Origin of the sequence: Halomonas sp. THAF12, from assembly GCF_009363675.1 — a bacterium.
GTDB classification, from domain to species: domain Bacteria; phylum Pseudomonadota; class Gammaproteobacteria; order Pseudomonadales; family Halomonadaceae; genus Halomonas; species Halomonas smyrnensis.
The window spans coordinates 1360409-1373504 of the sequence record NZ_CP045399.1 but is presented as its reverse complement, the minus strand read 5'-3'; the positions used below and the strand labels follow the sequence as shown (position 1 = coordinate 1373504).

The window sequence follows — 13096 nt, the reverse complement described above, 5'->3', positions numbered from 1 at the left end:
AGCGTGAACCGACCGAAGCAAACGAAAACCCGAGGGCCTTGGCCTTCGGGTTTTCTTGTGGCTCGGCGCTTGTGGCCCGGTGCTAGGCGCTCGTGGCCACCCGGAAGCCGGCGGCCGCAAGCGGCGCGGCCAGGGACTCGGCCGCCGGGCGCAGCTCGACGGCCAGGGTCGAGAACTCCCGGCGCAGCGGGTAATTCGCGCGGCAGTCGTCGAAGCCGGCCGCCATGCCCTGGCGGCGGCTCTCCCGGTGCAGGGCATCATGGTCGCGGCGCACGTCGTAGACCGCGCGCATGCACAGCCGCAGCGCCTCCTCTACCGTCAGGCCGCCGTCGAGGGTCAGCGAGGCCAGCGGCGGCGCCGGCGACAGATCCGCCAGGGTCAGCCGCGCCGGCAGGCCGAAGCGCTGGGTCAGCGCCTGATAGATGGCGTGGGTGCCGCGCAGCTTGCCGTCGCGGCTGTGGCCGGCGATGTGCGGCGTGGCGATCGCCGCCAGGTCGCACAGCGCGGCGTCGATGCCGGGCTCGTCCTCCCAGACATCGAGCACCGCCGTGATGTCGCCCCGCCCGGAGAGCCGCGAGCGCAGCGCCTGGCCGTCCAGGCAATCGCCCCGCCCGGCGTTGAGCACCACGGTGCCCGGCGCCAGCTCGGCGATGCGCCGGGCGTCGAGCAGGTGGCGAGTGGCGTGGCGGCCGTCGCGCACCAGCGGCGTGTGCAGGCACAGCACGTCGCAGGCGTCGATCAGCGCGTCCAGCTCATGGAAGCCGTCGCCGCCTTCTGCCTCGATGCTCTCTGCTTCCACCCTGGGCGGGTCGCAGGCCAGGCAGGCGATGCCCATGGCCTCCAGGCGCCCGCGCAGCCGGCCGCCGACGTTGCCCACCCCGACGATGCCGACCGTGCGCTCCAGCAGCGAGAAACCCTGGCGCTCGGCCAGGGTCGCGAGGCTCGTCAGCACGTAGTCGACCACCGCCTCGGCGTTGCAGCCCGGGGCGCTGGAGAAACCGATGTCGCGCGCGGCCAGCGCCGCCTGATCGACGTGGTCGGTGCCGATGGTACAGGTGCCGACGAAGCGCAGCCGGGAACCGGCCACCAGGGCCTCGTCGACGCGGGTGATGGAGCGCACCACCAGCGCATCGGCGTCGCGCACCGTGTCGGCATCGATCTCGCGGCCGGGCACCCGGATCACCTCGCCCAGCGGCCCGAAACAGGCCTCGGCGGCCGGCACGTTGGCGTCGACGACGATTCTCATGGGTCCTTCCTCTCGATTGACTTGTCCATGGAAACTTGCCCATGGAAACTTGTCCATGAAACACAAGGCCTTACAATACGGGGCATGTTACACGAGCGGTGCGCGTCGCGCCGCCGCCGACCTCGGGAGTCGCCGTGATCGTCCGCTGGGAAACCGACCATGACTATGTGCTGGTACATGTCCATCAGGACATGTTCGGCGACTGGATCTTCAGCCGTGCCTGGGGCCAGATCGGCACCCAGTTCGGCGGGCTCAAGCATCGGCTCGCCGACGACCACGGCCAGGCCATGATGTGGCTCGAGGACGAGGCCACCATCCAGGCCTCGCGCGGCTTCCACAAGGTACTGGAAGCCGACGACCACAGCCCGGAAGGGCGCGATGCGGTCAACCAGCTGTCGCTGCTCGACCCGCTCTAGGCTCGTCAGCTCAGAAAGCGCCGCCCCCGGCGCACCACCGCGCCGCCCGGCTCCGACGGCGCCTCGCTCTCACCACCCGGCATCGCCTGCCAGGCGTTTTCGTCCAGCCAGCCCCGTGCGGCCAGCCACTCGGCCAGCCCCGCCGGGGAGACGGCGCCCTCCAGCGCCGCCCCCGTCTCGTCCACCAGCACCGGAATGCGCTCGCCGAAGCGCGCCAGCAGCGCCTCGTCGTCGCCGATCTCGATCCGCGTCAGGCGATACTCGACGCCGGCCAGGCGCGAAAGCCCGGCCTCCAGCGTCTCGCAAAGGTGGCAGCCGAGCGTGGTGTAGAGCGTCAGCTGGATCATGCCTCGGCGGCACCCTCCTTGTGGCGAATCAGGAAGACGTGATGCAGGTCCGGGCGACGATGGAAGTCCGGGTCGAACGTCTTCGCCGAAATGTCCTCCACCGCGTAGGCCTCGGCCAGCTCGGCGTCGAGCTTGAAGCGGCGCTGGTTGTTGGAGAACACCAGGGTGCCACCGGGCGCCAGCCGCGCCATGGCCAGGCGCACCAGCCGGCCGTGGTCGCGCTGCACGTCCAGGGTGTCGGCCATCTTCTTCGAGTTCGAGAAGGTCGGCGGGTCCATGAAGATCAGGTCGAAGTGGACGCCGGCGGTCTCGAGCCACTGGAAGCAGTCGTCGCGCACCACGCGGTGACGCGAGGGATCGAGCCGGTTCAGGGCGAAGTTGTCCCGGGCCCAGTCGAGGTAGGTGTTCGACAGGTCCACGCTGACGCTGTCCGAGGCGCCGCCGAGGGCGGCCTGCACGGTGGCCGTGGCGGTATAGCAGAACAGGTTCAGGAAGCGCTTGCCCTGGGCCATCTCGCCGAGCATGCGCCGCACCGGACGGTGATCGAGGAACAGCCCGGTGTCGAGGTAGTCGCGCAGGTTCACCCACACCCGGGCCGGCCCTTCCCGGACCTCGAAGCGCTCGCCGCTGGCGGCCTGCTTCTGGTACTGGGCGCGGCCGCTCTGGCGCTCGCGGCGCTTGACCACCACCCGGCTGGCATCGACCTCCAGCTCTTCCGGAATCACCGCCAGCGCCTCGAACAGCCGCTTCTGGGCCTGGCCGGCATCGATCGACTTCGGCGGCGCGTACTCCTGCACGTGCACGTGGTCGCCATAGACGTCGATGGCCAGGGCGTATTCCGGCATGTCGGCGTCATACAGCCGGTAGCAGGTCTCGCCGGAGCGCTTGAGCCACTTCTTCAGCCGCTTGCGGTTCTTGGTCAGGCGATTGGCGAACATCTGCGCGCCCTCGGAGCGCGGCGGCGGCGTCGGCGACGCGGCCCTGCCCTCGCCTCCCCCCTGAGTGCCCTCCGGCACGTCCATCAGCAGCAGCTTGGCGTCCAGCGGGCCGTTCTTCAGCGAATACTGCTTGTGGGCGCGCAGCCCGGTGCGATGGCCGAGGTCCGGATTGCCGGTGAACAGCGCCAGGCGCCAGCCCGGAAAGGCCTGCCGCGCCCGCTCGCCGAGATCGGCGTAGAGGCCGACCAACTCGGGCAGCTCGCCGAGACGCTCGCCGTAGGGCGGGTTGGTGATCACGAGGCCCTTCGCCTCCGGGTCGAGATCCTCGGGGCGCTTGAGCTCGGTGAGGCTCGCGCCCTTCAGGGTGATCAGCGCCGGAATGCCGGCGCGCATGGCGTTGGCCTTGGCCGACGACAGCGCCGGCGGGCTCTGGTCGAAGCCGTGGATCCGGCAGCGGCAGCGCTTGCGGCCGATGCTGGCCCGGGCCTCGGCCTCGCGCTTGATCTCCTGCCAGCGGGCCTTGTCGTGGCCGGCCCAGCCCTGGAAGCCGAAGCGCTCGCGGTTGAGATTGGGCGCCATGTCGGCGGCCATCATCGCCGCCTCGATCAGCAGGGTGCCGGCGCCGCACAGCGGGTCGACCAGCGGCTGGCCCTCGCGGGCCCGCTCGGGCCAGCCGGCGCGGATCAGCAGCGCGGCGGCCAGGTTCTCCTTGAGCGGCGCGTGGCCCACGTCGCGGCGATAGCCGCGGCGATGCAGGCTGTCGCCGGCGAAGTCGATGCCCAGGGTCAGCCGGCCGCGATGCAGGTGGGCGTAGAGGCGCAGGTCCGGCTGGCGGGTATCGACGTTCGGCCGCGGCTGGCCGTCGGCCTGCAGGCGATCGACCACGCCGTCCTTGACGGTCTGGGCGCCGAAGCGGGTGTGGCGAATCTCGGTGGAGCGGCCGTGGAAGTCCACCGCCAGGGTCGCGCCCCGCGGCAGGTGCTCGCCCCAGGCCACGGCGGCCGTGGCCGCGCGCAGCTGCTCGGGGGTCTCGATGCCCTCCTCGCGCACCAGGCACAGCACCACCCGGTTGGCCAGCCGCGACCACAGGCAGGCCCGATAGGCCGTCTCGAGATCGGCCTGGAAGTGCGCCCCGGCCAGGGTCGTCTTGCCGGGCGTGGCGCCCAGCGCGGCCAGCTCGTCGGACACCAGCAGTTCCAGCCCCTTGGGACAGGTGGCGAGGAAGGCCAGAGAGTCGGTAGCTCGTCGTTCGGTCATGAGAAATCCATCGGGTGGCTTCAGGCCCGCCACGTCCGCGTGACGCCTGAATGTACGCTTTGTTACAAATCACCTGTCGACGGCATCGACCAGGTTGCGCTATGAATAAAGTGGTAGCTACCAGACAACGCATGCGTTCCTGTCATGAGGGCAAGGACCTGTCGACACAGTACGCGCTGTGCCGTATCGACACCCTCAAGTCACGGTCGTGACGCCCAGAGCGTCGCTGCCATCGGTGCCTTTAGCAAGAGGTAGACCAATGAAACGACAGAAACGTGATCGCTTCCAGCGTGCCTATGTTCACGGGTACAAGGCGGGTGTCTCAGGTCGTTCCCGCGATGATTGTCCGAACCAGGACATCAACCTAAGAGAATACTGGATGAGCGGTTGGCGTGAAGGTCGTGGAGACCAATGGTCCGGAATGACAGGGGTCTCCGGTATTCACAAGAACCCCATGGTGATCTGACCCCGATCAGGCAGATCGTCCCTTCGTTCCCCAGACGAACCCAACCTCCCAAGCCCGCGCCCAGCGCGGGCTTTTTAATGCGTCGCCCGCCTCAGCGACGACGGTCGCGCAGCGCCCGGGCGCACTCCCCGACCAGCGCCGGCCCGCGGTAGATGAAGCCGGAATAGAGCTGGACCAAGTCCGCCCCGGCCTCGCTCTTGGCCGCCGCCGCCTCGCCGCTGTCGATGCCACCCACGCCGATGATCGGCAGGGTCGGCAGATGACGGCGCAGCTCGCGAATCACGGTGTTGGAGGCCTCGAACACCGGCCGGCCCGACAGCCCGCCCTGCTCGTCGCCGTGGGTCAGCCCGGCCACCGCCTCTCGCGCGATGGTGGTATTGGTGGCGATCACCGCGTCGATGCGATTGGCCTCGAGGCTGCGCGCCACCAGGGCGACCTCCTTGGCGTCCATGTCCGGCGCGATCTTGACCGCCAGCGGCACGCGACGCCCGCCGTCGCGATCGAGCCGGTCCCCCGCCTCGCGCAGCGTGCCCAGCAGCTCGTCCAGATGCTCGCCGAACTGGAGGTTGCGAAGCCCGGGGGTGTTGGGCGAGGAGATGTTCACGGTGATGTAGTGGGCGTGGGCATGCACCTTCTCCAGGCAGTGGAGATAGTCGTCTACCGCCTGCTCCACCGGCGTGGTCAGGTTCTTGCCGATGTTGATGCCGATCACGCCCCGGTAACGGCTGGCCTTCACCCTGGCGATCAGGTGGTCGACGCCGGCGTTGTTGAAGCCCATGCGGTTGATGATGGCGCCGGCCCCGGGCAGGCGGAACAGCCGCGGCTTCGGGTTGCCGTCCTGGGGCTTGGGCGTCACGGTGCCGACCTCGACGAAGCCGAAGCCGAGCGCGCCCAGGGCGTCCAGATGGTCGGCGTTCTTGTCGAGCCCGGCGGCCAGTCCCACCCGGTTGGGGAAACGCAGCCCCATCAGCTCCACCGGATCGTCGACGCGCTCGCCCATGGCCTTCGCCAGGCCGAGGCGGTCCGCCAGATCCAGCCCCGACAGCGCCAGGCCATGGGCCTTCTCGGCATCGAGACGGAACAGCAGCGAACGGGCGAGGGAATACATGGCGGCTCCTGAGACGGCGGCGGAAAATCGGGCGCGAGTATAGCGCAGCCGACCCGCCACGACGAACGCCAATGCCAACGACCGGCCGGCACTTCTTGTATGATGGACTGACCGGACATCGGAATGTCCGACACGGAACAGACCGCGGGCGACGCCGCCCCGCCAGGGAGACGCCATGACCGAAACGACCGAGACGCTGGAACACCGCCTGTCGCGCATTCACCTGGCGCTGGAGAAGGAACACCTGGAGTGGGTCGACGACGTGATCGCCGACTTGGAACCCGCCGAGGTCGCGCTGCTGCTGGAGTCGCTGCCGCTCGACGCGCGCATCCGGCTGTGGGAGCGCGTGCCTCAGGAGGTCGACGGCGAGGTGCTGCTGCACGTCCACGACGAGGCGCGCAGCACCCTGATCGACGACATGGACCACGCCGAGATCGTGGCCGCCACCGCCGGGCTCGACACCGCCGACCTGGCCGAGCTGTTCGAGGACCTGCCGCAGCAGGTCGCCGAGGACATGCTGCGCTCCATGGACGAGCTGCAGCGCGCCCGCCTGCAGGAGACCCTGGCCTTCGAGGAGGACTCCGCCGGCCGCCTGATGCGCACCGACACCATCGCCGTGCGCGCCGACGTCAGCCTGGAGACCGTGCAGCGCTTCCTGCGCTGGAAGCAGGAGGTGCCCGACAACACCGACAGCCTGATGGTGGTGGACCGCAACGGCCTGTTCATGGGCGTGCTGCCGCTGGCCCGGCTGGTGGCCAGCGATCAGGAACAGGCCGTGGCCGACCTGATGGACAGCGACGTGGACAGCATCCAGGTGACCATGAAGTCCCTCGACGTGGCCACCCTGTTCCAGACCCACGACCTGGTCTCGGCGCCGGTGGTGGATAGCCGCGGCCTGCTGCTCGGCCGCATCGTGATCGATGACATCGTCGACGTGATCCGCGAGCAGTCCGAGCAGGCGCTGATGAACATGGCCGGCCTCGACGAGGAGGAAGACCTGTTCGCCCCGGTGCTGCCCAGCGCCAAGCGCCGCGCCGTATGGCTCGGCATCAACCTGCTGACCGCCTTCCTGGCCGCCTGGGTGATCGGCCGCTTCGAGGCGGCCCTGGATCAGCTGGTGGCGCTGGCCGTGCTGATGCCGATCGTCGCCAGCATGGGCGGCATCGCCGGCAGTCAGACCCTGACCCTGGCGATCCGCGGCCTGGCCCTGGGCCAGATCAGTCGCACCAACAGCAACTGGCTGCTGCGCAAGGAAGTCGGCATCGCGGTGCTCAATGGCCTGCTGTGGGCGCTGGTGGTGGCGGTGCTGGCGGTCATCTGGTTCGGCAGCATCGGCATCGGCGCCATCATCGCCGCCGCCCTGGTGATCAACATGCTCGTCGCCGGCGTCGCCGGCATCGTCATCCCGCTGCTGCTCAAGCGCCTCGGCATCGACCCGGCGCTGTCCGGGTCGGTGGTGCTGACCACGGTCACCGACGTGGTCGGCTTCATGTCCTTCCTGGGCCTGGCCACCCTGTTCCTGCTCTAGCCGCTGGTCGAGAAGGCGCGTCGCGTTTCGCCCGCGGCGCGCCCGTTCAGACCGTCGCCGATGTGCGACGCCTGGCGTCGCCGCCACGACACTCTTGCACCCTGCCTTCAGCTCGTTAGCATGAAAGTGGTCGGGTCGCCGCAGGCGGCCATCGTCGATGCGGGGAAAGGCTTCCCCCCCAGGTGCGACGGAGATAAGGAGAGACCCATGTTGACCAAGACACAGTTGACCAAGACAGCGCTCACCAAGACACGCCCCCTGATGATCGCGGCCGGCGCCATCGCCATGATGGGCATCGCCGGCTGCGCCAGCGACAGCGCCTCCATGGAGATGAAGAGCACCGACTACGTGGTGACCGGCCTCGGCGACGATCGCCAGGAAGCCCTGGAAGAGGCCAAGGAGCGCGCCCTGGAGGTCTGCGAGGCTCGCGACCGGGACGAGTTCATCATCCAGGACCAGCAGGTGCTGGGGCCCGACGCCAGCGACGAGAAGCGCGACAAGGCCGAGGCCATGGTGGAAGGCGGCACCGTCAACGAGGACACCAACCTGGCGGCCCTGAACGATGACGGCGAGGACTATAAGGCCATCTGGAGCATCAGCTGCCGCTGATCGCTGGCAAGCCGGAAAAGTCAGGCATGAGAAAGGGCGCCCCGCGGGGCGCCCTTTCTCATGTCGGCAGGGGTCAGCGGCGTGCGTGCCGACCCGTCATCGGGCCGGCACGCTGCCCGGCTAGGCCTCGCTGTTGCTCTCGGCCAGGTCCACCAGCTCGCGCACGGCCACGGCGAACAGCGGGAAGCCACCCTGGCTGCCGCCGCCGACCTCCTCGAGCAGGCGTCCCCAGCGCTGGTGCATGCTCTCGTGGAGCGACAGCCAGCGCTCGACGCGCTCGGCGCTGTCGCGCGGCCCCCCTTCCATGCTCAGCACGCTCGAGGTCAGCGCCAGCTGCTGACGCTCGATGTCGTCGCGGAAGGTCTCGCGGGCCTTCACCTGCCAGCCGTCGCGCACCTCGAGCCGCGTGACCTGCTGCAGCAGCCAGGGCAGCTCGAGGCGGGCGCCCACCTCGTAGAACACCTCGGCGACGCGCTGCGGCTTGTCGTCGTTCTGGCGCGCGGCATGGATGATGCCCAGCGCCGCATAGAGGCTGTTGGCCGCGGCCATCGTGGCGGCCAGGGCCTCGGGCACGCCGGCCTCGACCAGCTCCTGGCGACGCGCGTCCCACTGGGCCTTCTCCTCGCCGCGCAGGCGCTTGCCGATGCCCTCCTGCAGCTGGGCCAGGCGCGGGCCGAAGTACTCGATGGCGTCGCGGGTGCTCATGCTGGTGCGATGGCGCAGGAACCAGCGGGTGGAACGGCGCAGCATGCGCATCAGGTCGAGCATCATCGCGTACTGGACGTCGCTGGCCACCTTGTTGTCCAGCGCCTCGACCTGCTCCCACAGCTTGGGCAGCTGGAAGCTGTCGCGGGCGATCACGTAGGCCCGGGCGATATCGGCGCGACCGGCACCGGTGGAGTCCATCAGCCGACGCATGAAGACGATGCCCATGTGGTCGATGATGTCGTTGGCCAGCTGGGTGGCGACGATCTCGCGCTTCAGGCGGTGATCGTACATCTCGTCGCGATAGCGCTCGGCCAGCATGGTCGGGAAGGCGCGTTCGACGAAGCGGATGATGGTCGGGTCATCCGGCACGTCGGAGGCGATCAGGTCGCCCTTGAGCACGCTCTTGGCGTAGGAGATCAGCACCGACAGCTCGGGCGGCGTCATGCCCTGCTCCTGCTGGGCACGCTCCTGGAGCTCCTCGTCGCTGGGCAGGAACTCCAGCTCGCGATCGATCTGGCCGGCGGCCTCCAGCTCGCTGATGAAGCGGCGGAAGGGGCCGATGCCCTCGCGGGTCAGTCGCTCGGCCAGGTCGAGGGCCTGGGTCTGGCGATAGTTGTCGAGCAGCACCAGTTCGCTGACCTGGTCGGTCATGTCGGCGAGCAGCTGGTTGCGCTGCTTCTCGGTCATGTCGCCGCGGGACACCACCTCGTCGATGAGGATCTTGATGTTGACCTCATGGTCGGAGCAGTTGACGCCGCCGGCGTTGTCGATGAAGTCGGTGTAGACCCGCACGCCCCGGGCCGCGGCCTCCATGCGCCCACGCTGGGTGAGACCGAGGTTGCCGCCCTCGCCGACCACCCGGCAGTTGAGCTCGCAGCCGTCGACGCGCAGGGCGTCGTTGGCCTTGTCGCCGACCTGGGCATGGGTCTCGGCGCTGCCCTTGACGTAGGTGCCAATGCCACCGTTCCAGATCAGGTCGACCCGGGAGACCAGCATGGCGCGGATCAGCTCGTTGGGCGACAGCTTGTCCTCGCGGATGCCGAAGGCCTGCTTCATCTGCGGCGTGATGGCGATCGACTTGGCACTTCGCTTGAACACGCCGCCACCCTCGGAGATCAGCGACGCGTCGTAGTCCTCCCAGCTCGAGCGCGGCTGCTCGAACAGGCGCTGGCGCTCGGCGAAACTGGCCGCCGCATCCGGGGTCGGGTCGACGAAGATGTGCAGGTGGTTGAAGGCGCCCTTGAGCTGGATCCTGTCGGACAGCAGCATGCCGTTGCCGAACACGTCGCCGGCCATGTCGCCGACGCCGACCACGCTGAACTCGTCCTCCTGGGTGTTGATGCCCAGCCCACGGAAGTGGCGCTTGACCGACTCCCAGGCGCCCTTGGCGGTGATGCCCATCTTCTTGTGGTCGTAGCCGTGGGCGCCGCCGGAGGCGAAGGCATCGCCCAGCCAGTGGCCGTACTCGACGGAGATCTCGTTGGCGATGTCGGAGAAGGTCGCCGTGCCCTTGTCGGCGGCCACCACCAGATAGGCGTCGTCGTCATCGTGGCGCACCACGCGCTCGGGCGGCACCACCTCGCCGCCCACCAGGTTGTCGGTGACGTCGAGCAGTGCCCGGATGAAGGTCTGGTAGCAGGCGATGCCTTCCTTCTGCACGGTCTCGCGGTCCGCGCCTTCCGGCATGCGCTTGCAGACGAAGCCGCCCTTGGCGCCGACCGGCACGATCACCGCGTTCTTGACCTGCTGCGCCTTGACCAGCCCCAGCACCTCGGTGCGGAAGTCCTCGCGACGATCGGACCAGCGCAGCCCGCCGCGGGCCACCTTGCCGCCGCGCAGGTGCACGCCCTCGACCCGGGGCGAGCAGACGAAGATCTCGAAGGCCGGACGCGGCTTGGGCATGCCGGTGACCTTCGACGGCTCGAGCTTCAGGGCGATGTAGTCCTTGACGCCGCCATCCTCGGTGCGCTGGTAGTAGTTGGTGCGCAGGGTCGCCTGGATCAGCTCCATGTAGCGACGCAGCATGCGGTCGTCGTTGAGGCTCGGCACCTCGTCGAGCATGGCGCGGATGCGCGCCTCGCACTCGGCGATGTCGTCGCCCTCGGGGCGATCGGCGGGGTCGAAGCGCAGCTCGAACAGGGTCACCAGCTCGCGGGTGATCTCGGGATGATTCACCAGGGTGGTGGCGATGTAGTTCTGCGACATGCCGAAGCGGATCTGCTTCAGGTAGCGCGCGTAGGCGCGCAGCATCGCCACTTCCCGCCAGTCGAGGTTGGCGCCGATGATCAGCCGGTTGAAGGGATCGTTGTCGGCCTGGCCGGTCCAGATGCGCTGGAAGGCCTCGATGAAGGGCTCGCGCATCTCCTGGAGGTTCACCTCCACGCTGGTGTGGTGCTCCAGGGTGAAGTCGTGGATCCAGTAGTCGCGGTCCGTGGCACTGACCTCGTAGGGACGCTCGCCGAGCACCCGCAGGCCCAGGTTCTCCATCATCGGCAGCACGTCGGACAGCGGGATCGAGGCGTCGGGATGGAACAGCTTGAGGTTGACGCCGCTGCCCTCCTCCTCGATCAGCCGGTACAGCGACAGCGCCAGCGGCGCGCCGTCGTCGAGCTCGCCGAGGTGCTGCAGGTCGTAGACCGCGGTGCGGGCGCTGAAGTCGTCGCGATAGCTGGCCGGGAAGGCATCGCGGAAGCGTCCCAGCATCAGGTTGGCCTGCTCCTCGCCGAAGCCCTCGATGGCGGCGTTGAGCAGGTCGTCACGCCAGTTGCGGGCCAGCTTGACCAGCTTGTCCTCGAGGCGCTTGATGTCGTAGTCCGCCGGGCCGTCGCCGTTGAAGCGCAGGATGAACTGGATGCGCGCCAGCACCGATTCGGAGAGATAGGTGTTGAAGTCGCCGAAGGTGGCGTCGAGCTCCTCGCACAGCAGCTCCTGCAGGCGCAGGCGCAGCTCGGTGGAGAACACGTCGCGCGGCACGAACACCAGGCAGGAGAAGAACTTGCCGAAGCGGTCCTCGCGGATGAACAGCCGCACCCGGCGGCGCTCGCGGATGTCGAGGATGCCCAGCGCCGTCTGCGCCAGCTCGTCGACGTCGATCTGGAACAGGTCGTCGCGGGGGTAGACCTCGAGGATCTGCAGCAGCTGCTTGCCGTTGTGGGCCTTGGGATTGAAGCCGGAGATCTGCATCACCGAGCGCAGCTTGCGGCGCAGGATCGGCACGTGGCGCGGCGAGTCGTTGTAGACGGTGGCGGTGAACAGCCCCAGAAAGCGCCGCTCGCCGACGATGTTGCCCTCGGCGTCGTAGCGATCGATGGAGATGTAGTCCGGGTAGGTCGGACGGTGGATGCGCGCGTGATGGGCGCTCTTGGCGAACGACAGCAGCTGGGGCACCAGCACGAAGCGGTCGCCCTCGACGCCCAGGTCGGTGCGGATGCGTTCGCGATAGCGCGGCTGATCGAGGCGGAACACGCCGAGCTCGCTGTCCTCGACCTTGTCCAGGCGCTGCCGGCTGCCGTCCTCGTGGACCTCGTACTCGTCGTAGCCGAAGAAGGTGAAGTTGTCCGCCAGCAGCCACTCGAGGAAGGCGATCGCCTCCTGGTGATCCTCGACCTCGACCTGCTCGGGACAGCCGGACTCGAGCTCGGTGATGGCCTCGCGCACCTTGTCGCGCATGGGGTCGAAGTCGGCCACCGCGGTGCGCACGTCGCCCAGCACCTCCTGCAGGCTGGCCTCGATCTCCTCGAGCTCGGCCAGGTCGGAGTGGCGATCCACCTCGATGGCGATCAGCGATTCTCGGGTGGCGGGAGCGCCGGGCGTGCCGGGATCGCTCACCCGGGCCAGGCGATGCTCGGCGTCGCGCTCCACCGCCAGCACGGCGTTGTGGATGGCGTGCACGGTCATGCCGCGGCGGTTGAGCTCCACGCGCACCGAGTCGACGAGAAACGGCATGTCCTCGTGCAGCACGGCGATGAAGGTGTGGGTGGACTGCCAGCCATGCTCCTCGAAGTCCGGGTTGAAGACCCGCACCTTGGGCGCGCCGGGATCGAACTGCTGGATGAAGTGCCACACCGAGAGGGTCGCGCCGTAGAGATCGTCGAGGCGACGGTCCGCGAGGTCCTCCAGGGGCACCGCGGCGTAGAAGTACCGCGAAAAGGCCTCGACCGCCTCGGCCTTGCCCTGTTCCAGACGGCTCTGCAGCCGTTCCTCGAGCTGCTTGAGGAGATCCTGACGGCTCTCCTCGTGTGCGACTTGTAGCATCCATCACCTCGACTGCCAGCGGCCGCCTCATGCGGCCGGATCATTGGACCGGATCGACGGGTCCCGGCACGCCGTGACGCGCCTCGACTCGCGAGGCGCCACGGTCCTGGCCAAAGACCTGCATTGCCAACAGCTTACGCCTCTGACACGAAACACCCCAGCCACATGCCGGTTCCCTCATGTCCATGTCGGTTGCGCATCGCCCTTGACAATCCTTCT

Annotated in this window: 9 protein-coding genes; 4 read left to right on the top strand and 5 right to left on the bottom strand. The window is 68.6% G+C overall.

Annotation, left to right across the window (positions count from 1 at the left end):
• Nucleotides 1–82: 82 nt before the first annotated feature.
• Complete coding sequence (pdxB, locus tag FIU88_RS06250) at nucleotides 83–1246, bottom strand: 4-phosphoerythronate dehydrogenase PdxB (protein WP_152478580.1); 1164 nt, start codon at nucleotides 1244–1246, stop codon at nucleotides 83–85.
• A 134-nt stretch (nucleotides 1247–1380) separates the two neighbouring features.
• Between pdxB and FIU88_RS06245 the strand changes: the two genes are divergently transcribed.
• A complete protein-coding gene (locus FIU88_RS06245; protein WP_016855985.1) occupies nucleotides 1381–1662 on the top strand; it encodes a hypothetical protein in 282 nt (93 codons plus the stop codon).
• Nucleotides 1663–1667: 5 nt separating this feature from the next.
• Here the strand turns inward: FIU88_RS06245 and FIU88_RS06240 are convergent, their stop codons facing one another.
• The gene (locus tag FIU88_RS06240; protein ID WP_152478579.1) at nucleotides 1668–2009 is read right to left on the bottom strand and encodes a glutaredoxin family protein; all 342 of its coding nucleotides are present in this window, start codon (nucleotides 2007–2009) and stop codon (nucleotides 1668–1670) included.
• A complete protein-coding gene (gene rlmKL / locus FIU88_RS06235) occupies nucleotides 2006–4204 on the bottom strand; it encodes a bifunctional 23S rRNA (guanine(2069)-N(7))-methyltransferase RlmK/23S rRNA (guanine(2445)-N(2))-methyltransferase RlmL (RefSeq protein ID WP_152478578.1) in 2199 nt (732 codons plus the stop codon). Before rlmKL ends, FIU88_RS06240 begins: the two co-directional genes overlap by 4 nt.
• A 259-nt stretch (nucleotides 4205–4463) precedes the next feature.
• On the opposite strand from rlmKL, the gene rmf reads away from it, so the two are divergent.
• Entirely contained in the window at nucleotides 4464–4670 is a 207-nt protein-coding gene (rmf, locus tag FIU88_RS06230; protein WP_152478577.1) for a ribosome modulation factor, read from the top strand.
• 91 nt (nucleotides 4671–4761) lie between these two features.
• Here rmf and FIU88_RS06225 read toward each other — a convergent pair whose 3' ends face one another.
• Nucleotides 4762–5778, bottom strand: a complete 1017-nt coding sequence (locus FIU88_RS06225) for a quinone-dependent dihydroorotate dehydrogenase (protein WP_152478576.1) — start codon at nucleotides 5776–5778, stop codon at nucleotides 4762–4764.
• Nucleotides 5779–5953: 175 nt separating this feature from the next.
• Between FIU88_RS06225 and mgtE the strand changes: the two genes are divergently transcribed.
• Complete coding sequence (gene mgtE / locus FIU88_RS06220; protein ID WP_016855981.1) at nucleotides 5954–7306, top strand: magnesium transporter; 1353 nt, start codon at nucleotides 5954–5956, stop codon at nucleotides 7304–7306.
• Between the two features lie 207 nt (nucleotides 7307–7513).
• Nucleotides 7514–7915, top strand: a complete 402-nt coding sequence (locus FIU88_RS06215; protein WP_152478575.1) for a hypothetical protein — start codon at nucleotides 7514–7516, stop codon at nucleotides 7913–7915.
• A 120-nt stretch (nucleotides 7916–8035) separates the two neighbouring features.
• Here FIU88_RS06215 and FIU88_RS06210 read toward each other — a convergent pair whose 3' ends face one another.
• On the bottom strand, nucleotides 8036–12877 hold the full coding sequence (locus FIU88_RS06210; RefSeq protein WP_152478574.1) for an NAD-glutamate dehydrogenase: 4842 nt from the start codon (nucleotides 12875–12877) through the stop codon (nucleotides 8036–8038).
• Nucleotides 12878–13096: the final 219 nt, after the last annotated feature.

Coding starts and splice junctions, on each gene's coding strand:
- FIU88_RS06240 (WP_152478579.1), bottom strand. CDS start 2,009: ATGATCCAGCTGACGCTCTACACCACGCTCGGCTGCCACCTTTGCGAG.
- pdxB (WP_152478580.1), bottom strand. CDS start 1,246: ATGAGAATCGTCGTCGACGCCAACGTGCCGGCCGCCGAGGCCTGTTTC.
- mgtE (WP_016855981.1), top strand. CDS start 5,954: ATGACCGAAACGACCGAGACGCTGGAACACCGCCTGTCGCGCATTCAC.
- rmf (WP_152478577.1), top strand. CDS start 4,464: ATGAAACGACAGAAACGTGATCGCTTCCAGCGTGCCTATGTTCACGGG.
- rlmKL (WP_152478578.1), bottom strand. CDS start 4,204: ATGACCGAACGACGAGCTACCGACTCTCTGGCCTTCCTCGCCACCTGT.
- FIU88_RS06210 (WP_152478574.1), bottom strand. CDS start 12,877: ATGCTACAAGTCGCACACGAGGAGAGCCGTCAGGATCTCCTCAAGCAG.
- FIU88_RS06225 (WP_152478576.1), bottom strand. CDS start 5,778: ATGTATTCCCTCGCCCGTTCGCTGCTGTTCCGTCTCGATGCCGAGAAG.
- FIU88_RS06215 (WP_152478575.1), top strand. CDS start 7,514: ATGTTGACCAAGACACAGTTGACCAAGACAGCGCTCACCAAGACACGC.